Source organism: Glycomyces algeriensis (assembly GCF_027622855.1).
Taxonomy (GTDB): Bacteria; Actinomycetota; Actinomycetes; order Mycobacteriales; family Micromonosporaceae; genus Glycomyces; species Glycomyces algeriensis.
In genome coordinates, this window is the sequence record NZ_JAPZVR010000004.1 from 195,191 (window position 1) to 212,413 (window position 17,223).

19 protein-coding genes are annotated in these 17,223 nt (G+C 70.8%); 10 read left to right on the top strand and 9 right to left on the bottom strand.

Annotated features, from left to right (window positions below):
• Positions 1-18: 18 nt before the first annotated feature.
• The gene (locus O2L52_RS09515; protein ID WP_270115136.1) at positions 19-615 is read left to right on the top strand and encodes a histidine phosphatase family protein; all 597 of its coding nucleotides are present in this window, start codon (positions 19-21) and stop codon (positions 613-615) included.
• A gap of 210 nt (positions 616-825) precedes the next feature.
• On the opposite strand, the gene O2L52_RS09520 is transcribed toward O2L52_RS09515, so the two are convergent.
• Positions 826-1,659: a class I SAM-dependent methyltransferase gene (locus tag O2L52_RS09520; protein ID WP_270115137.1), complete on the bottom strand. Its 834-nt coding sequence runs from the start codon at positions 1,657-1,659 to the stop codon at positions 826-828.
• Positions 1,660-2,019: 360 nt separating this feature from the next.
• On the opposite strand from O2L52_RS09520, the gene O2L52_RS09525 reads away from it, so the two are divergent.
• Genes O2L52_RS09525 through O2L52_RS09535 form a run of 3 tightly spaced genes read left to right on the top strand, consistent with a single transcriptional unit; the run spans position 2,020 to position 3,577 of the window.
• Positions 2,020-2,721 (top strand): lysoplasmalogenase, encoded by a 702-nt coding sequence (locus tag O2L52_RS09525; protein ID WP_270115138.1) that lies wholly within the window; start codon positions 2,020-2,022, stop codon positions 2,719-2,721.
• A complete protein-coding gene (locus O2L52_RS09530; RefSeq protein ID WP_270115140.1) occupies positions 2,718-3,338 on the top strand; it encodes a hypothetical protein in 621 nt (206 codons plus the stop codon). Before O2L52_RS09525 ends, O2L52_RS09530 begins: the two co-directional genes overlap by 4 nt.
• Positions 3,335-3,577 (top strand): hypothetical protein, encoded by a 243-nt coding sequence (locus tag O2L52_RS09535; protein ID WP_270115141.1) that lies wholly within the window; start codon positions 3,335-3,337, stop codon positions 3,575-3,577. The genes O2L52_RS09530 and O2L52_RS09535 overlap by 4 nt, the downstream gene beginning before the upstream one ends.
• 4 nt (positions 3,578-3,581) lie before the next feature.
• Here O2L52_RS09535 and O2L52_RS09540 read toward each other — a convergent pair whose 3' ends face one another.
• From O2L52_RS09540 to O2L52_RS09550, 3 genes are all read right to left on the bottom strand, one after another.
• On the bottom strand, positions 3,582-5,723 hold the full coding sequence (locus tag O2L52_RS09540) for a HelD family protein (protein ID WP_270115142.1): 2,142 nt from the start codon (positions 5,721-5,723) through the stop codon (positions 3,582-3,584).
• Between the two features lie 127 nt (positions 5,724-5,850).
• A complete protein-coding gene (locus O2L52_RS09545; protein ID WP_270115143.1) occupies positions 5,851-6,276 on the bottom strand; it encodes a GNAT family N-acetyltransferase in 426 nt (141 codons plus the stop codon).
• A gap of 22 nt (positions 6,277-6,298) precedes the next feature.
• Positions 6,299-6,994 (bottom strand): DUF2306 domain-containing protein, encoded by a 696-nt coding sequence (locus O2L52_RS09550; RefSeq protein ID WP_270115144.1) that lies wholly within the window; start codon positions 6,992-6,994, stop codon positions 6,299-6,301.
• Positions 6,995-7,088: 94 nt separating this feature from the next.
• Between O2L52_RS09550 and O2L52_RS09555 the strand changes: the two genes are divergently transcribed.
• Both O2L52_RS09555 and O2L52_RS09560 read left to right on the top strand, forming a co-directional pair.
• Entirely contained in the window at positions 7,089-7,871 is a 783-nt protein-coding gene (locus tag O2L52_RS09555; protein WP_270115146.1) for a MerR family transcriptional regulator, read from the top strand.
• 206 nt (positions 7,872-8,077) lie between these two features.
• Positions 8,078-8,620 carry a thioredoxin family protein gene (locus tag O2L52_RS09560; protein WP_270115147.1) on the top strand — a complete coding sequence of 181 codons (543 nt, stop codon included), beginning with the start codon at positions 8,078-8,080 and terminating at the stop codon, positions 8,618-8,620.
• A gap of 12 nt (positions 8,621-8,632) precedes the next feature.
• Here the strand turns inward: O2L52_RS09560 and O2L52_RS09565 are convergent, their stop codons facing one another.
• Positions 8,633-9,811, bottom strand: coding sequence for an amidohydrolase (locus O2L52_RS09565; protein ID WP_270115148.1), 1,179 nt, complete (start codon positions 9,809-9,811; stop codon positions 8,633-8,635).
• Between the two features lie 112 nt (positions 9,812-9,923).
• Here O2L52_RS09565 and O2L52_RS09570 point away from each other — a divergent pair, with 112 nt between their 5' ends.
• A complete protein-coding gene (locus O2L52_RS09570; protein ID WP_270115149.1) occupies positions 9,924-10,610 on the top strand; it encodes a GntR family transcriptional regulator in 687 nt (228 codons plus the stop codon).
• A gap of 244 nt (positions 10,611-10,854) precedes the next feature.
• Here O2L52_RS09570 and O2L52_RS09575 read toward each other — a convergent pair whose 3' ends face one another.
• From O2L52_RS09575 to O2L52_RS09590, 4 genes are all read right to left on the bottom strand, one after another.
• A complete protein-coding gene (locus O2L52_RS09575) occupies positions 10,855-11,484 on the bottom strand; it encodes a Maf family protein (RefSeq protein WP_270115150.1) in 630 nt (209 codons plus the stop codon).
• A complete protein-coding gene (locus O2L52_RS09580) occupies positions 11,481-11,690 on the bottom strand; it encodes an acyl-CoA carboxylase subunit epsilon (RefSeq protein ID WP_270115151.1) in 210 nt (69 codons plus the stop codon). The genes O2L52_RS09575 and O2L52_RS09580 overlap by 4 nt, the downstream gene beginning before the upstream one ends.
• Positions 11,691-11,696: 6 nt before the next feature.
• Positions 11,697-12,710 carry an NYN domain-containing protein gene (locus O2L52_RS09585; RefSeq protein WP_270115152.1) on the bottom strand — a complete coding sequence of 338 codons (1,014 nt, stop codon included), beginning with the start codon at positions 12,708-12,710 and terminating at the stop codon, positions 11,697-11,699.
• A gap of 237 nt (positions 12,711-12,947) precedes the next feature.
• The gene (locus O2L52_RS09590; RefSeq protein WP_344471998.1) at positions 12,948-14,531 is read right to left on the bottom strand and encodes an acyl-CoA carboxylase subunit beta; all 1,584 of its coding nucleotides are present in this window, start codon (positions 14,529-14,531) and stop codon (positions 12,948-12,950) included.
• Positions 14,532-14,564: 33 nt separating this feature from the next.
• Here O2L52_RS09590 and O2L52_RS09595 point away from each other — a divergent pair, with 33 nt between their 5' ends.
• The 3 genes from O2L52_RS09595 to O2L52_RS09605 all read left to right on the top strand — a co-directional run bounded on the left by O2L52_RS09595 (position 14,565) and on the right by O2L52_RS09605 (position 17,129).
• On the top strand, positions 14,565-15,362 hold the full coding sequence (locus O2L52_RS09595) for a biotin--[acetyl-CoA-carboxylase] ligase (protein ID WP_270115154.1): 798 nt from the start codon (positions 14,565-14,567) through the stop codon (positions 15,360-15,362).
• A 57-nt stretch (positions 15,363-15,419) separates the two neighbouring features.
• A complete protein-coding gene (locus O2L52_RS09600; RefSeq protein ID WP_270115155.1) occupies positions 15,420-16,412 on the top strand; it encodes a hypothetical protein in 993 nt (330 codons plus the stop codon).
• Between the two features lie 192 nt (positions 16,413-16,604).
• Complete coding sequence (locus O2L52_RS09605) at positions 16,605-17,129, top strand: PH domain-containing protein (protein WP_270115156.1); 525 nt, start codon at positions 16,605-16,607, stop codon at positions 17,127-17,129.
• The last annotated feature ends 94 nt before the right edge of the window (positions 17,130-17,223 follow it).

The window sequence follows — 17,223 nt, forward strand, 5'->3', positions numbered from 1 at the left end:
CGGATTAAGGTGGTCGGCATGGGAGAGATCGTGCTCATCCGCCACGGCGAGACCACCTGGTCCGCGTCGGGCCAGCATACGTCCGTCACCGACCTCGACCTCACCGAGAACGGTGTGGCCCAAGCGAAAGCACTCGCACCGCTGCTCGCCGGACGCGAGTTCACCGCGGTCTGGTCGAGCCCGCGCAAACGGGCGCTCGTCACCGCCGACCTGGCGGGCCTCGCGGTCACCGCCGTCATCCCCGACCTCGCCGAATGGGGCTACGGCGACTACGAGGGGCGCACCAGCGAGGACATCCAGGCCGAGAACCCCGACTGGTCGCTCTGGACCGACGGCGGCAAGGGCTCCGGCGGCGAGACGGCCGAGGAGGTCTCCGCCCGCCTCGACCGCGCCCTCGCCGAAGCGGAAGCGCTCCTCGAGCACGGCGACGTCGCGTTCATCGCCCACGGCCACAGCCTCCGCGTCGCCGCGGCCCGCTGGCTCGGCAGGCCGGCCCGCGACGGCCGCGAGTTCAAGATCGACACCGCCTCGATCGCCGCGCTCGGCTACGAGCACGGGCACCACGCGATCACACTGTGGAACCTCACGCCGGCGGCCGCGACCGGCGAGTGGTGACACCGCCTAAATGACGCTGTCCCCCAAGGGGTTCGGTCAAACGGCTCGCAGCTCCCCGCCTGGGTGAGCCGGATGCGCGAATCGCCGGTACCCAAGGAGTGCGGCCGCGGTGAAGTTCACCCGGAACGCCGGCGCCCGCCTGGTCGCGTCCCGCGCCGACGCCGGCTTTCGGGTGAGCGCGTCAGGGTTCGAGGTGACGACCGCAGTCGGTCAGGGCCGCCAGATGACGACGCCGGTGGACACTTCGCGCTCGGAGAACCGGCCGTCGGGCGCGGCGTCGTCCAGGAGGGCCCGCAGCTCGGTCTCGAAGGCGGGCAGGCGCTCCCCGAACAGGTGCGGGGCCGAACTCGACAGTGAGAACACCGCCGAGACCACCGCGTCGACACTGCGGTCGAAGACCCGGCCGTCGTCGACCTGGATGCGGGTGACCTTGGTGTACCCGGCTCCCCGCATGACCTCCTCTTCGCCGCCCGCGGTGCCGCCCGGCAGGTAGCCCTGTCCGGCGCGGCGGACCGGCCCGAGGTAGGCGGCGACCAGTTCGCCGATGCGGTCCCAGGGCGGTGCCGGGTGGGGCAGCGAATCGACCTCGGCGCCGCGGTGCGTGGTGGCGCCGACGTGGATCCAGAACCCGTCGGGTTCGAGCAGGTCGCGGACGCGGCGGGCCACGAGGGGACGGTCCATCCAGTGGAAGGACTGCGCGAAGGCGACGACCTTGAAGGCGCCCAGGTCATCTGGCAGTGCTTCGGCGCGCAGCCGCCGCCATTCGACGTCGGCGAGCCCGGCTTCCTCGGCCCGCCTGGCGGCTTCGGCGAGCATGCCCGCGTCCGGGTCGACGCCCACAGTGGAGGCGAAAAGCGGGGCGAGCAGCAGCGTCAGCGAGCCCGGGCCGCAGCCGACGTCGAGCAGCCGGCCGGTGCCGTCGAGCCCCAGCGCATCGCGCACGGCGGCGGCGAGGCCGGACGGATACGGCATCCGACCGACGCTGTAGTGGGCGGCGCTGCCGGCGAAGAGGGTCTCGTCCCATTCCCAGGCGTCAGCGGTCATCGGAACGGCTCCTGTTTCTCATCGGCGCAGCATCGCCGATCGGCCCCGAGAGCGCCAGCGCTTTTCCGGCGATCCGCGTTCCGGCGGTGCCCGACAGGTCGCCAGCGAGCGAAGGTGCAGTGGTCGAGTTGCGGGGCGCCAGTGGTCTCCCGGCGATCCGTTTCCGCGCCCGGAGCCGAGGGCTCGCGGCCGGTTCGCGACGTTCCGTAGCCGGTTCTCGGTCCGAGGTAAGTGCAGCTTCGCGAGCACGGCGCCGGCGCTTTTCCGGCGATCCGTGATCGATTCGCAGCGCGCCGACGCGTGCAGACAGGGCCTCGACCGACCCCCGGCGGGCGGGCGTTCTGATAAGCTCCGGCACCCATGAACCCTCCCCTCCTGTTGATCCGCTCGCTCCTGGTGCGCTTCCCGGCGCGCTTCTGGTTGTGGGCCTTCGCGGTCGCCATCGCGGTGGATCTCGCCGCGATCAGCCTCGCCGGTGTCGGTTTCGACCTCGGCGCGCTCCGCTGGGCGTCCAAGCCCGCGCTGGCGCTCCTGCTGCTCGCCCACCTCATCGTCTCGACCCCGCCCGGCATGCGCCCGGCCCGCCTGTTCGGCCTCGGCCTGCTCCTGGCGTGCGCTGCCGACATCGCGCTGCTGGTGGAGGGCGAGCCGGCGTTCCTGGTCGGCATGGGCCTGTTCGGGCTCATGCAGATCACGTACTTCGCGGTGTTCGTGCGTCTGGCGGCGCTGCCGCTGCGGCGGCGCTTCCTCGCGCCCGCCTGCTATCTCGCGGTCTGGTTGGGTGCCAACATCGTTCTGTGGCCGCGGCTCGGGGATCTCGCGATTCCGGTCGCGGTGTACAGCCTGCTGCTGGTGGCGATGGCGGCGGAAGCGGCCGGGCTGAACCGCAAGGCCGCGCTCGGCGGCGCGCTGTTCGTGGTCTCGGACCTGATCCTCGGCCTGGGCGTGGCCGGTGTGGACTTCCCGCTGCAGTCGCAAGCGGTGATGGCGACGTACGCTGCGGCGCAACTGCTCCTGGTCCTCGGCACCATCAAGGCCCTCCCCCGTAACGCCGCCGCATGAGCTCGCTGGTCAACATCGCCGCGATCCTCGTGTTCGCGTTCCTGGTCTTCGGCGGCGTGATGGTGGCGCTGCGTTTCCTGATCCCCGCTGAGCCGTACCGGCCCGAGCGCCCGAACCGGTCGCGCACTCGGCGCCGGATGCTCGTCGACCTCGTCGGCGTGCTGGCCGTCATCGCCCTGGTGCAGTTGGCGGTCGAGGTCCGGCTCGCGTACGGCGCCCCGTTCGGCGAGCGCGCCTATCCCGTGGTGGAGGTGGTCGGGGTCGGCGACTGCGAGCGCGGCCCGCTCGGTTTCGGTGTCGTCCGCTCATGCGAGGTGACCGAGTACCAATACACCGCATGGGAACAGGGCCCCGCGCCGTGGTCGGAGGCGATCGAGGTCGTCACGGGCGAGGCCGTCGAACCCGGGGATCGGATCGCCCATTACTCGTCCTCCGGATGGACCGACTTCGCGCTCCTCGGCTCCGGCGGCTCCCGCTGGCAGCCGGTGTCCGCTGAGGACCGCCCGAACCTGGTGTGGCTGCCGACGGCGACGCTCATTGCTGCGACCGCGCTGTCCGCGGCGCTGCTCAAGCGGTACCCGCGCCGGGTGTCGGGCGGCACTACAGTCGGGTCATGAAACGCGTCTTGTGGCTGCTGGCCTTCGTGATCGGCGGCTTCTTCATCGTCCGGGCCGTGCTCGAGCCGTTCGTGATCGACTTCGGCGACCCGTCGAGCTACGAGGACGACTGGGGCGGCCCGAGCCTCTTCGGCGTCCTGCTGGTCCACATGGGACCGGGGATCCTCGTGGCCGCCCTCTTCGTGTACGCCCTCAGGAGGTCCGACCGGCGGCGCGGCCGGAGCACTCCCGAGGGCTGACCGTTCAGGCCAGGTCGATCCTGGTGAGGCGCTGCGTGGCCCGGGTGAGGACCACGTAGGCGACGCCCGCGCCGTGCGCCTTGGCGACGGCTTCGAGGTCCACGGCGATGACCGCGTCCCATTCGAGGCCCTTGGACTCCAAGGGCCCCACCAGGGTCACGCGGCCGTCGTGGACGATGTCGGCCAGTTCGGCGTGGCGGCGGTACGGGGCGATGATGCCGACGGTGCCTTCGACGGCGCCGAGGGCCTGGACGACCGCGCCGGCGACCTCCGGGAGGAGGGCATCGGCGGCGACCGTCTTCTCGACGACGGAAACGCCGGTCTCGCGCACGGCCTCGGGGAGGTCGATGTTGCGCAGGCGCGGCTTCGCCCAGTCGGCGGCGTACTCGAAGACCTCTTTGGAGTTCCGGTAGTTCTTGGTCAGGTGGAACTCGTGGAGGCGGCCGCTGGGGACGGCGCGGCGGCGGGCGTCGGCGCTCTCCCTCGGGCGCGGCCAACTGGACTGGGCCTCGTCGCCGACGATGGTCCACCCGGCGCCGCGACCGCGGCGGCCGAGCATGCGCCACTGCATGGGCGAGAGGTCCTGGGCCTCGTCGACGATGACGTGCGCGTAGTCCTCGTAGAACGCGTCGCGCGCCTGCCGTTCGGGCCGGTCGTAGTAGCGGTCCTGGACGGTGGAGACCTCCTGGATGCCGTCCCACGAGCGGATGCGGTCGCGGCCCCGCGGCTGGGGCTTGACGCCGAGGAGGATGCGCAGCTCGTCGAGGAGCGCCACGTCGGGGATGGAGAAGTCGGTCTCGCGCAGCGAGGCGGCGACGTTCTCGATCGCCTCCTTCTTCATGTGCCCTTCGGCGGCGGAGGCGAGGCGGCGCACGTCGCCGCCCCAGGCGAGCACGTCGGACGGGTCGAGGTCGGGCCACCAGTGGTCGAGGAAGGTGAGGAACTCGCCGCGCGAGCCGACGTCGCGGGAGAACTTCGCGGGCTCGGCCTCTTCGACGACCGGTTTGATCTTGCGCCACAAGGCGACCAGGAGCGCGCGTCCGGCCTCGGTCTTGGCGAGGTTGGGGCGCGGCTCCTTCTCGAAGACGCGGGCGCGGGCGGCCGCGAGCTCGGCGGCGTCGAGCTTGAACACGTCGCCGCGGTAGACGATCCGCAGCTCGTCCGGGGCGCCGGGGGGCGTCTGGCGGACGAGGCGGCGCAGGATCGGGAGCATCACGGTGCCGCCCTTGACGGCCGCGACCTCGGGCCGGTCCTGGCGGACGGCCTCGACGCCGGCGTACAGCTCGCCGAGGGAGTACAGGGCGGCGGTCTCCTCGCCGAGGCTGGGGAGGACCCGCCCGATGTACTTCATGAACACGGCCGAGGGGCCGACGACGAGGATGCCGGCGGCCTCGTAGCGGCTGCGGTCCTGGTAGAGCAGGAACGCGGCGCGGTGCAGGGCCACGACGGTCTTGCCGGTGCCGGGCCCGCCGGTGATGATGGTGGCGCCGCGGCCGGGCGCGCGGATGGCGGCGTCCTGCTCGGCCTGGATCGTGGCGACGATGTCGCGCATGCGCCCGGTCCGCTTGCGGCCCAAGGCGGCCATGAGCGCGCCGTCGCCGATCACGGGGAGGCGTTCGGCGGCGTCCTCATTGAGCAGGTCGTCGCTGATCTCCTCGACGGTGCGGCCGAAGGAGCGGATGACGCGGCGGCGCGCGACGTCCTGCCGTTCGAGGGCGGTGGCGCGGTAGAACGGGGCGGCGGCGGGGGCGCGCCAGTCGACCAGGAGGGTGCGGTACTCCTCGTCGCGGACGCCGAGGCGGCCGACGTGGCGGACCTTGCCGTCGTCGAAGTCGAGGCGCCCGAACACGAGTCCCTCGTGCTGGGAGTCGAGGTCGGCGATGCGGCGGGCGGCTTGGAAGACGAACACGTCGCGTTCGTACCGCGCACCGGGCACAGTGGCGGCGAGGTGGGCGTAGCCGGAGTCGCGGTTGCCCTCGGCTTCGCCGCGGAGCACGTCGACGCGCGCGTACACGCGGTCGACGAAGCCCTGCTCGATCGCGATCTCCTGCTCGGGGGTGCTGGCCGGATCGGGGACGGGGACGGCATGCGTCGTGTCGACGTCCTGGTCGTGCTGGGCGTCGGCGGGGCCTGGTTCCTGGGACACTGCGCTCCTCGCTCGAATTCGGGAACGCACCAGCCTAGCGCGTCGCGGCGAGACCCGTCCGCCGATCATGGACGAGGGAGTGCTTGCGCACGCTGGACGGGGACGGCGGGTCCCCCGCGCTCCTCCCCTACGGCTGCGCCGGCCGCACGCGGTACATCCAGGAGAAGTCGTCGTCGATCTCCTCGAACCCGAACTGGCGGTAGAGGCCCTGCGCGTCGGCGGTCGCCAGGAGGACCCGTTTCAGGCCCATCCGCTCGGCCTCGTCAAGGATGTGCGCGACGAGCCGCTTGCTCAATCCCTTGCCGCGCGCCTCGCGGTCGACGTACACGTCGCTGAGCCATCCGAAGTAGGCGTGGTCGGTGACCAGCCGCGCGAACGCGAGCTGGCGGCCGTCCGCGTCGTAGAGCCCGAACGGGAGCGAGTGGTCGATGGCGAGGTCGCTGCGTTCGCGGGTGCGCCCTGTCGCCCAGTACGTGTCGGTGGAGATGACCTGGTGGATCCACGCGCGGTCGAGGCGGTCGGGGTCGGAGGAGATCGTGTACGCGTCGCTCATCGCTCCAACCTATGCCCGCCGATCAGGGCGCGCCAGCGGAAATCCGGCGGTTCGCCTTGCGGCGCAGGTAGATCTCGATGAACAGCAGGTTGAGGACGATCGAGCCGACGATCGCGCCCGTGTAGGCGACGCTGAAGAGCGCCTCGAAGTCGCCGTCGTAGAACCCCTCGAGCAGCGGCAGCTGCACGGCGATGAACAGGCCCAGGTAGACCCGCAGCATGACGGCGGCGAACGTCGCGGCCATGGAGCGCAGCATCCACCGCTCGTGCGCGGCGAAGTCGCGCGACCGCACGGCCCGGTAGGCGCGCCAGGCGGAGTAGAGCCAGAACACGTCGAGGAGCACGAACGAGACGAGCGCGATCGGCCCGGCCGTGGTCAGCACGGCGACGACGATGCCGGTGAGCGCGCCCGGGAGGATGCCGCCGAGCAGGTAGACCCGGCCGAGAGTGCGGTGGACCTTCGGGTGGTTGCGGCGGATCGAGCCGAAGAACTGGAACGGGCCCACCAGGAGCGCGATGCCGCCGGCGGCGGCGTGCGCGATGAGGAGCGGCAGGTGGACCGGCACGTTCTCGCGGATGTCGACGCGCGGCTCCACCCCCGCGAGGTAGGGCGGCACGGCGCTGAGGACGATCGCGACGCTGGCGATCGCGACCACGACGACCGCGATCCGGCCGCGTCTGGGCGGTGTCTGCTTCGGGACGGTGAGAGTGGCGCTCATGAGGGGGTGCTCCTAAGTCGTGAGCTAAACTATCGATAGTAACGCTATCACTAAATCGGACGGGTCACCACCGCCGTTCGGGTATGAAGGACGCATGCGAATCGGTGAGCTCAGCGCCAGGACCGGGGTCCCGGTGGCCACGATCAAGTACTACGTGCGCGAAGGCCTCGTCTCCGGCGGCGAGCGGACCGGCCACAACCAGGTCCGCTACGGCGAGGAGCACGTGCGTCGACTGCGGCTGGTGCGCTCCATGGTCGAGACCGGCGCGCTCCCGATCGCCAAGGTCCGCGAGGTCCTCGCCGAGGTCGAGGACCCGCGCCGCGACCTCGACAGCGCCCTCGGCGTCGCCAGCCGGGCCCTCTCGAGCCACCGCGCGCCCGCCGAGGAGCCCGACCAGGCCGACCTCGAGACGGCCCGCGGGATCGTGCGCCGCCGCGGCTGGCACCGGATCCCCCTCGACCACGAGTACCTGAAGGCCCTCGCCGACGTCATCGGGCGCCTGCGCCTCCTGGGCCTCGCCGACCTGGTCGAGCAGGAGGACCGGTACGCGCTTGCAGCCGAGCAGGTGGCCGAGGCCGACATCCGGCTCCTCATGCAGCGCGAGGACCGCGACGAAATTCTTGAGACGATGATCGTGGGGACGGTGCTCGGCGACGCGCTCTTCACGACCCTCCGCCGCATCGCCCAGGTCGAGATATCCGGGCGCGACATCAAAGGGCCCGATGCGAACCGGACCGAACACGAGGATTGCTTATCCACAAGGGACGCTGATGCCGGGCCGTCCGCGCCGGTGGGGTCATGCGTCCATGCGCAAATAGCAATGTCTGCACTTGTCGGGTTTCGGACTGTGCAAGTCGAATGGGCGGTTCTACGCTGAATCCACGCACCTGATGGCGCGGCGGCAGAGGCCAAGCCTGCTCGACAAGAGACTTTGCCGCCATCACCAGGAGGCCGTCCGACGAAGTGGGGTAGTCGAGACGGCCGGCGGCGGGGGGCCCACGACCCGGCCAGGGGCCCCCCCCCCCCACTGACGCCCGCCGCCACGGTGGGGGTTGCGTCCGACTTGTGAGGAGTGCGATTCCCTTGGCCCTCAACTCGAACATGGTGCCGCTCGGCACGCCCGCTCCCGATTTCTCGCTGCCGGACCTCGAGGGCGAAGTGCGCTCGCTCGCGGGGTTCGACTCGCCGATGCTGCTCGTGGCGTTCCTGTGCAACCACTGCCCTTATGTGCGCCACATCGAGCAGGCCTTCGGGTCCTTCGCCGCCGGTCAGGCGGACCTGGACGTGGTGGCGGTCTGCTCCAACGACGCCGAGAACTACCCCGACGACGCGCCCGCGGGCCTCGCCGACCAGGTGGCGCGTGCGAACTGGACGTTCCCGTACCTGGTCGACGAGTCGCAGGAGACCGCGCGCGCCTACAGCGCGGTCTGCACCCCGGACTTCTTCCTCTACGGCCCCGACCGCGCGCTCGCCTACCGGGGCGCGTTCGACGGCTCGACCCCCGGCAACGGCGTGCCCGTCACCGGGGAGTACCTGGCGGGCGCGATCGAGCTGGTCCGCCGGGGCGAGCCGGTCCCCGAGCCGCACTACCCGTCGACGGGCTGCGGCATCAAGTGGCGGTCGTAGCCGGTCGGCGGTTCAGACGAGCGCGCCGTCGCGGGCGACCACGTTGCCGTTCTTGAGGACGAGCTTGCGCGTGCGGTGCTCGAGCACGGCCTCGGACGGGTTGCGACCGGCGACGGCGACGAGGTCGGCGTTGTCGCCGACGGCGAGGCCGTAGCCGTCGAGCTTGAGCAGGCGCGCGCCGCCGTAAGTGGAGGCCTCCAGGGCCAGTTCGATGTCGGCGTCCTTGCTGAAGCCGGCGTTGCGGGCGAACCACTGGGTGCGCTGCAGGTTGTCGCCGGTGCCGTACGGGCTCCACAGGTCGCGCACGCCGTCGTTGCCGATGCCCATGGTGACGCCGGCTTCGTCGAGTTCGCGCAGCGGCAGGATCTTCTTGGGCGCCACGGAGGTCAGGCCGATCTTGAGCTCGGCGAGGTCGGCGATGAGGCGGGCGCGGGTGGCGTCGTCGGCGTCGCAGAGGGCGAACGCGTGGCTGATGACGACCTTGCCGGCGTAGCCGAGGGCGCGGGTCCGCTCGATGATCATGTCGAACTCGCGGACGCCGAGGTCGCCGCCGTCGTGGAGGTGGATGTCGATCTCGGCGCCGTGCTTCTCGGCGAGGGCGAAGACGAGGTCGAGGTGCTGCGCGGCGTCGCCGTCGAAGCCCTCGGGGTCGATGCCGCCGATCGACTTGACGCCGGCCTTGAGGGCCTCGTCCATCAGCTCGGCCGTACCGGGGCTGGCGAGGATGCCGGTCTGCGGGAAGGCGACGAGCTCGACGTCGATGCGCCCGGCGAGGCGTGCGACGGCCTCGCGCACCGCGTGGACGGCCCCGATGCCGATGCCCGGGTCGATGTCCACGTGCGAGCGGGCGTGGGTGGTGCCGGAGACGACCATGTTGGTGAGGAGCGCGGTGATGAAGTCGGGGTTGGGGACGCCGAACTCGGCGCGGCGCCCGGCGCCGTACGCGATCGCGGCGGCGAGGCCCGGTCCGGCGGTCCGGGGCACCCAGGGGCCGCCCCACAGGGTCTTGTCGACGTGGGCGTGCGCATCGACGAGGCCGGGGATGACGACGGCGCCGCCCAGGTCCTCGACGACCGCGCCGTCACCGTTCAACGAGTCCTCGACGGCGGCGATCCTGCCGTCGCGGATCAGGAGGTCCGTGCGCCCCTCGCGGCCCCAGAGCCTGACGTTGCGCAGTAGCAGGTCGGTCATGTGCAGATCCTCTCGCCTCAGTTCCCGCCCATAGCGGTATACCACTAGCCGCGACCGTATACCGTTGACCCGACCCCCGGCCACCGGCCGGTCCAGCGGAGAGAGAAGCGTCATGACCCGAGCCGAACAGGTCTACCAGGCCCTGCGCGAGCGCATCGTCACCGTCGCCCTCGAGCCCGGCGCGCGACTCATCGAACGCGACCTCGCCGCCGAGTTCGAGGTCTCCCGCATCCCACTGCGCGAAGCACTCCAGCGCCTCGCCGCCGACGGCCTCGTCACCACCGTCCCCGGCCAGGGCAGCATCGTCACCGTGCCCACCCCCAAGGACATCGAAGACCTCCTCGACGTGCGCGCCGGCCTCGAACCGCTCGCCGCCCGCCTCGCCGCCGCCGGAGCCGGACCCGAAGCCCTCGCCCGCCTCCGCGCCTGCGTCCGCCCCCAAGACGACCCCGAGGCCCTCACCGAGGCCAACGCGGCCTTCCACCGCGAGATCACCGCCGCCGCGAACAACCCGCTCCTCGCCCAGATCATGGAGCCCCTCGAAGCGCGAATGCGCTGGCTCTTCCACCTCTCCGTGGAACGCGACCCCGACCGCCAGCGCCTCGAACACGCCGAGCTCCTCGAAGCGCTCGAAGCGGCCGACCCCGACCGGGCCGCCGCGATCGCCTTGGCGCACATCGAGGACGGGCGCGGCCCGACCCTGGAGGCGACCCGGCGCTGGCGGCTCGAAGCAGTGGACGCCAACGAGGCGACGAAGACGCGCCGACGGCGCATCAGCGCTTCAGAACGACATGCTTGAGAACGCTGTGCCTCATCGACGACAGCGCCCGACGGGCCCCGCCCCGGTTCGGATCGCCGGACGGCGCGACCGGCCACAGCAGCCTTGAACTGCGAATACGCTGAATTGTCGGACCCGTGTGGGAGTGTGGTCCTTTTCGGTTGGTCGGAGGCGGATGCGGGTGGGAAGGGGCATGCCCTACGCGCCGCGAAGCGCGCCGGCGCTCGCGGCCTCGCCGCTCATCGCTTACCGTTCACGCCTCCGCCTACCGCCACAGACTGTGCAGCGCGATCTCCAGCTCACCCAACATGTTGCGCAGCAGCGGCATCGAGAGGCCGATGACCGTGCCCGGGTCGCCGTCGATGCGGTCGATGAACGCCGATCCGTAGCCGTCGAGCGTGAACGAGCCGGCCACGTGCAGCGGCTCACCCGTCGCTACATACGCCGCGATCTCCTCGTCGGAGACCTCTGCGAAGTGCACGACGGTGCCCGCCGAGCGCACGATCTGCCGGTCCGCGGCCACGTCGATCAGGCAGTGCCCCGTGTAGAGCGTGCCCGAGTTCCCGCGCATCCGCTTCCACCGCGACGTCGCCTCTTCAGGCCCGCCGGGCTTGCCGAGGATCTCGTGCCCGAAGTGCAGCACCGAATCGCACCCCAGCACCAGCGAGTCCGGGCCCACCAGGTTGAGGACCGCGTTCGCCTTCATCTCCGCGAGCGTCGCCGCCAGCTCGGCCGGGTCGTGGCCCATCACCTGGCTCTCGTCGACGCCGGAGACGATCACCTGCGGCTCGATCCCGGCCGCCTTCAGCAGTTCGCGCCGCGCGGGCGATTGCGAGGCGAGGACGAACGGCCGCGCCGCTTCGTGCCCTGAAGCGCTGTCGAAGGGTCGGCTCAACGGTCCATGCCCCTGCGGGCCGGCACGGAGGTGTCGCGCCAGGCCCGGCGCACCCGCAGCTTCAGGCCGGGGTTCGACCAGGCGGCCCGGCGGCTCGGGGCCTCGGACTCCTCGACCGGGCGCGGCAGGGCCGTGATCAGCCCGACCAGCGCGGCGAGCTCTTCATCTGTGGGGTTGCCACGGACGACCTTGAGTTCCAGACTCATCGAGAACTACTCCTCGTCGATATCGAATTCGCGGTGCACCCGCTCCCAGAAGCCGTCGCGGACCCAGATCCGCGCTTCCGGGTGGTCGCGTAGAGAGTATCCGAGTTCCTTCTCGGCTTCCACCAGCAGCTCCTTGTCGATGACCGTCGGCAGCTGGGGGCCGGGGAGCAGATCCGCTATGTTGTCCGCGCCCCTGGTCAGGAGCCACTTGTGGCCCACGTACTCCCCGATCTGGCGCACCGTCTCGGGGTCGAGCTTCTCGCCGGTCTGCGTGGTGCGCACGAACTTCGGCCGCGCCGACTCGGCTTGCGCCAGCGCCTCGGCGGCATTCATGGTCACGGCCACGGACTGGCGCTGGCCGAAGACCGCGGCCGGGCTGGGGACGCGCGGTTCGGGCTGCGCCAGGGGGGCGCCGACCATGCTGTACGTGGCGGCGGCGGCGGTGCCGCTCTTGGTGAAGTAGGCCCGCAGGTCCTCGGCCTCGATGGTGGCGACGGTGTCGGACTCCCACACCAGGCGCTCGGCCTGGTTGGTGCCGTAGGGCGGTTCGACGCCCCAGAGGTGGACGCGCACGCCGTAGGCCTGGGCGACCTCGACGGCGGGGACCATGTCCTCGTCGCCGGCGAGGAGGATCGCCTCATGGACGGCGTGGTGGCGGGCGAGCAGTTCCAGGTCGGAGCGGATCTGGGCGTCGACGCCCTTCTGTTGGCCGCGCGAGTTGAGGTTCCCGAGGCGGACTTTGACGAACTCCATGTTGGCGATGACCCGCTGGTCGACCGTGGGCACGCGGTCGCGGGCGGCGTCGAACCAGTAGAGGCGCAGCAGTTCGCCGTCGGAGAGGTGGTGGGCGGCGCGTTCAATGAGGGATTTGATGAGCTTCTCGGCGTCGACGCGGTAGTCGCGGCGGGAGGTGGCGTCGAGCAGGAGCTCGGCCGCCGCCGCGTAGAGGTAGCCGACGTCGATCAATATGGCGTACCGCCGGGACGGCAGCCCTGGCAGCATCCCTCCGAAAGGTGTCATGGCCCACTCCCAATCGTCGGGCGGGACGAATTGTCCCGCTTCCCCCAGCTGTATAAGACGGTACCCGGATCGGGCTCCAGGGATGGGAGTGGTGCGCGACGCTTCTCGTGGCAAAGCGGTTTCGCCCGGTAGTGGGCGCGGTCGGCGCGGCGGACGCGTGGGGGTCTCACCGGATCGGGTGAGAGGAAACGACAAAGGGCGGCGAGGCAGGTGCCTCGCCGCCCTCCTGGTTGTCCGCTACAGCGGGATGTTGCCGTGCTTCTTGGCGGGCAGCTCGTCGCGCTTGGAGGCGTTCATGCGCAGGCCGCGCACGAGCATCGCGCGGGTCTCGCGCGGCTGGATGACCGCGTCGATGTAGCCGAGCTCGGCCGCGACGTACGGGTTGTTCAGCTTCTCCTCGTACTCGGACATGAGCTCGGCGCGCTTGGCCTGCTCGTCGTCGGCCTTGGCGAGTTCGCGCCGGTAGAGGATGTTGACCGCGCCCTGGGAGCCCATGACCGCGATCTCGGCGGTCGGCCAGGCCAGGTTGAGGTCGGCGCCGACGCCCTTGGAGCCCATGACGCAGTACGCGCCGCCGTAGTCCTTGCGGGTGACGACGGTGAGCTTGGGGACGGTGGCCTCGGCGTACGCGTAGATGAGCTTCGCGCCGCGGCGGATGATGCCGTCGTGCTCCTGCGAGGTGCCCGGCAGGAAGCCCGGGACGTCCACGAAGGAGATGATCGGGATGTTGAAGGCGTCGCAGAAGCGGATGAACCGCGCGGCCTTCTCCGAGGCGTCGATGTCGAGGCAGCCCGCGAAGTGCATGGGCTGGTTGGCGACGACGCCGACGGGCTTGCCGTCGAGGCGGCCGAACCCGGTGATGATGTTCTTCGCGAAGAGCGCCTGGGTCTCCAGGAACTCGCCGTCGTCGAGCACCGATTCGAGGACCTTGTGCATGTCGTACGGCTGGTTCGCCGAGTCGGGGATGACGGTGTCGAGTTCGAGGTCCGTGGCGGTGAGGTCGAGCTCGACGTCCTTGGACTCGTACGCGGGCGGCTCGTCGAGGTTGTTCGACGGCAGGTACGAGAGGAGGTGCTTGACGTACTCGAGCGCGTCCGTCTCGTCCGAGGCCAGGTAGTGGGCGTTGCCCGCGACCGCATTGTGGGTGCGGGCGCCGCCGAGCTCCTCCATGCCGACGTCCTCGCCGGTCACCGCGCGGACCACGTCGGGACCGGTGATGAACATGTGGCTGGTCTGGTCGACCATCACGGTGAAGTCGGTGATCGCCGGGGAGTAGACGGCGCCGCCCGCGCAGGGGCCCATGATGAGCGAGATCTGCGGGATGACGCCGGAGGCGCGCACGTTGCGGAAGAAGATCTCGGAGTAGCCGCCGAGGGAGGCCACGCCCTCCTGGATGCGGGCGCCGCCGGAGTCGGAGATGCCGATGATCGGGCGGCCGGTGCGCAGCGCGAGATCCTGGATCTTGGTGATCTTCTCGCCCGAGACCTGCCCGAGCGAGCCGCCGAGGACGGTGAAGTCCTGCGCGAACACGCAGACCTCGCGGCCTTCGATGGTGCCGTAGCCGGTGACGACGCCGTCGCCGTACGGCCGGTTGGCCTCCATGCCGAAGCTGGTGGAGTGGTGCTTGCGCAGGGAGTCCAGTTCGACGAACGACCCTTCGTCGAGCAGCTGCTCGAGGCGTTCGCGGGCAGTGCGCTTGCCCTTCTCGTGCTGCTTCTCGATCGCCCGGGGGTTCCCGGTGGCCGCTTCGGAGAGGCGCTCGGCCAGGTCGGTGAGCCGCCCGGCGGTCGTGTGGAAGTCGATGTCGGTCACGACTCGGATCGTATCGGCCTTCCCTGTGGCTACGCTATGTGCGTGAGCACACCGACGAGAAAGCCACTGGACCGTCACCAGCTCTGGTCGCTGTTGTCGGAGAAGTCCGACTTCTGGGCCGAGCTGGATGTGGTGCAAGTCACCGGATCGACGAATGCGGACCTGGCGGAGGCCGCCAAGCACGGCGCACCGCAAGGGAAGGTCCTCATCGCGGAGGAGCAGTCGAGCGGCCGCGGCCGCCTCGACCGGCAGTGGGTGAGCCCGGCCCGCGCCGGACTGACCATGTCGTTCCTCCTGCGGCCCACCGTGCCGCGCGAGCAGTGGGGCACGCTGAGCCTCCTCACGGCCGTCGCCCTCGAGGAGTCGCTCAAGGCCGTGTGCGGCGTCAGCGCGAAGCTCAAGTGGCCCAACGACGTCCTCATCGACGGCCGCAAGGTCTGCGGGATCCTCGCCCAGGTCGAGGGGAACGCCGTGATCGTCGGCGCCGGGCTCAACGTCTCCCTCACCGAGGAGGAGCTGCCGGTCCCCGAGGCCACCTCGCTGCACATCGCCGGGGCCTCCACGCTCGACCGCACCGAGATCGCGGCGGGCTTCCTCGCCCACGCCGCGGCCGTCTATCAAACCTGGAACGAGCGCGGGCCCGCGTCCGTGATCGAGCGGTGGCGCCGCAATTCGGCGACCCTCGGACGCCACGTCGCGGTATCGTTCCCCAACGGCCGCAAGCTCACCGGCCGCGCCGCTGGCATCGACGACGACGGCTGCCTGCGGATCGCCGCCCCCGACGGCACCGTGGAGACCATCGCCGCCGGCGACATCGTCCACCTGCGGCCCCAGGGTTAGGGCCCGGGGAACCCAGGCGGCGCGGCGCCGCGAAGCACAGCAGCGAAGGAGAGGCGATTGGCCGGCCAGGCGCACGGCGACGAACCCTCCGAGGCCCCGCAGCCTCCGGGGCCGACCGGCCTCGACCCCGAGGCCGAAGGGCTCTACCGGCTCCTGCTGTCCAAGTCGGACGGTTCGGTCTCGCAGCTCGCGGCCGACGCGGGCCTCGCGCCCGGCCGCACCAGGGACGTCCTCATGCGCCTCGTCGACGACGGCTTCGCCACCATGGTCGCCGACTCCCGCTTCCGCGCCGTCGGACCCGACACCGTCCTCGGCGGACGCATCGCCTCGCAGCTCGGCGACGTCCTCGACGAGTACGAGGCCCTGCGCGAACTGCTCGAGATCCACCGCGCCGGACCCGGCCCGGGCGGCCGCGAGCAGGGCAGCTGGGAGGTCGTGAGCGGCCCCGTCGCGATCCGCTCCCGCCTGCGGCAGCTCAAGGCCGGCGCCGAGAAGCGGCTGCGCACGTTCGTGCGCCCGCCGATGGTCCTGCCCGTGCCCGAATCCGCGCTGCACGAGGACCTGCAGGCCCGCGGGGTCTGCCACCGCATCCTCTTCGACCGGGCCGTGCTCGACATCGACCCGTACTCGGACTACCTGCGCCACGCGCTCGCCTCGGGCGACGAGGTGCGGTTCGCGAAGCGGCTGCCGCTCAAGCTCCTCATTGTGGACGACAAGACGACCCTCATGGAGGAGGGCGGCGGGCGCCCGAAGGCGATCGTCACGAGCAACCGCTCCATCGTGGAGCTCGCGGGCGCCCTGTTCGACCAGTTGTGGTCGGCGGGCATCCCGGCGACGACGGAGGCGAGCAGCGCGCAGCGCCTCGACGAGGACGACGCGGTCCTGCTGGGGCTCTTGATCGCCGGGCTCACCGACCAGTCGATCGCGTCCAAGCTCGGCATCGGCCTGCGGACCGTGCAGCGGCGCGTGCGCGAGCTCATGGATCTGGCCGACGTGGACACCCGGATCCAACTGGGCTGGCACGCCGCGAAGAACGGTTGGGTGCCTTAGCGAAAGCGAGCGACCCGCGGATTCAGGGACTTCGCCTGAATCGGGGGACGAACCGCAATGCCTGGGTGTTGTACTGTGCTTTTGGTATTTGTACCCATGGCACGACTTGCGAGCCGCGGACTGGCAGCCTCGGTGAACTGCGGGCCGTGAATGCGTCCTGCCCCCGCCCGTTCTCACTCCTGGAGGTCCGCAGTGGGATATCCCGACGATCAACTCGCCCGCGGTGAAGTGGTCAAGCTGCACACCCGCCCGCACTGGAAGGAAGGTGTCGGCCCCGTCCTGTGGTTCGTGGTCTTCCTCGCCATCGGGGCCATCGCGATCACGTACACCGCGAAGATCGACGAGAGCTGGTCCTTGTGGCTGATCCTCGCCGAAGTCGTGCTCTTCCTGGCGCTGCTCATCTGGCTCTCGGTGCTGCCGTGGATCCGCTGGCGCTCCACCCACTACGTCATCACCGACCAGCGCATCATGTGGCGCGAAGGCCTCGTGACCCGCGAGAGCCGCCATATCCCGCTGGCGCGCGTGAACACCGTGTCGTACACCCAGAACGTCTGGGAGCGGATCTTCGGGTTCGGCGACATGAACATCGACTCGGCCTCCGACGACGGCGAGATCAACCTGATCGACGTCCCGAAGGTCGACAAGACCAAGGCGCTGCTGTACCAGCTGGCCGAGGACGACCGCTCGCGTCGTGCCGGCGCGGCCGACGGCACCTGAGTTCCTAAGGCGTGACAAGAGGCCCGTGCCGTTGCGGCGCGGGCCTTCTGCGTTGAGCGGCGCCTTCGGGGATACGAGTCAGCCGCTGCTCGGC

Coding starts and splice junctions, on each gene's coding strand:
- O2L52_RS09515 (WP_270115136.1), top strand. CDS start 19: ATGGGAGAGATCGTGCTCATCCGCCACGGCGAGACCACCTGGTCCGCG.
- O2L52_RS09520 (WP_270115137.1), bottom strand. CDS start 1,659: ATGACCGCTGACGCCTGGGAATGGGACGAGACCCTCTTCGCCGGCAGC.
- O2L52_RS09525 (WP_270115138.1), top strand. CDS start 2,020: ATGAACCCTCCCCTCCTGTTGATCCGCTCGCTCCTGGTGCGCTTCCCG.
- O2L52_RS09530 (WP_270115140.1), top strand. CDS start 2,718: ATGAGCTCGCTGGTCAACATCGCCGCGATCCTCGTGTTCGCGTTCCTG.
- O2L52_RS09535 (WP_270115141.1), top strand. CDS start 3,335: ATGAAACGCGTCTTGTGGCTGCTGGCCTTCGTGATCGGCGGCTTCTTC.
- O2L52_RS09545 (WP_270115143.1), bottom strand. CDS start 6,276: ATGAGCGACGCGTACACGATCTCCTCCGACCCCGACCGCCTCGACCGC.
- O2L52_RS09550 (WP_270115144.1), bottom strand. CDS start 6,994: ATGAGCGCCACTCTCACCGTCCCGAAGCAGACACCGCCCAGACGCGGC.
- O2L52_RS09555 (WP_270115146.1), top strand. CDS start 7,089: ATGCGAATCGGTGAGCTCAGCGCCAGGACCGGGGTCCCGGTGGCCACG.
- O2L52_RS09565 (WP_270115148.1), bottom strand. CDS start 9,811: ATGACCGACCTGCTACTGCGCAACGTCAGGCTCTGGGGCCGCGAGGGG.
- O2L52_RS09570 (WP_270115149.1), top strand. CDS start 9,924: ATGACCCGAGCCGAACAGGTCTACCAGGCCCTGCGCGAGCGCATCGTC.
- O2L52_RS09580 (WP_270115151.1), bottom strand. CDS start 11,690: ATGAGTCTGGAACTCAAGGTCGTCCGTGGCAACCCCACAGATGAAGAG.
- O2L52_RS09585 (WP_270115152.1), bottom strand. CDS start 12,710: ATGACACCTTTCGGAGGGATGCTGCCAGGGCTGCCGTCCCGGCGGTAC.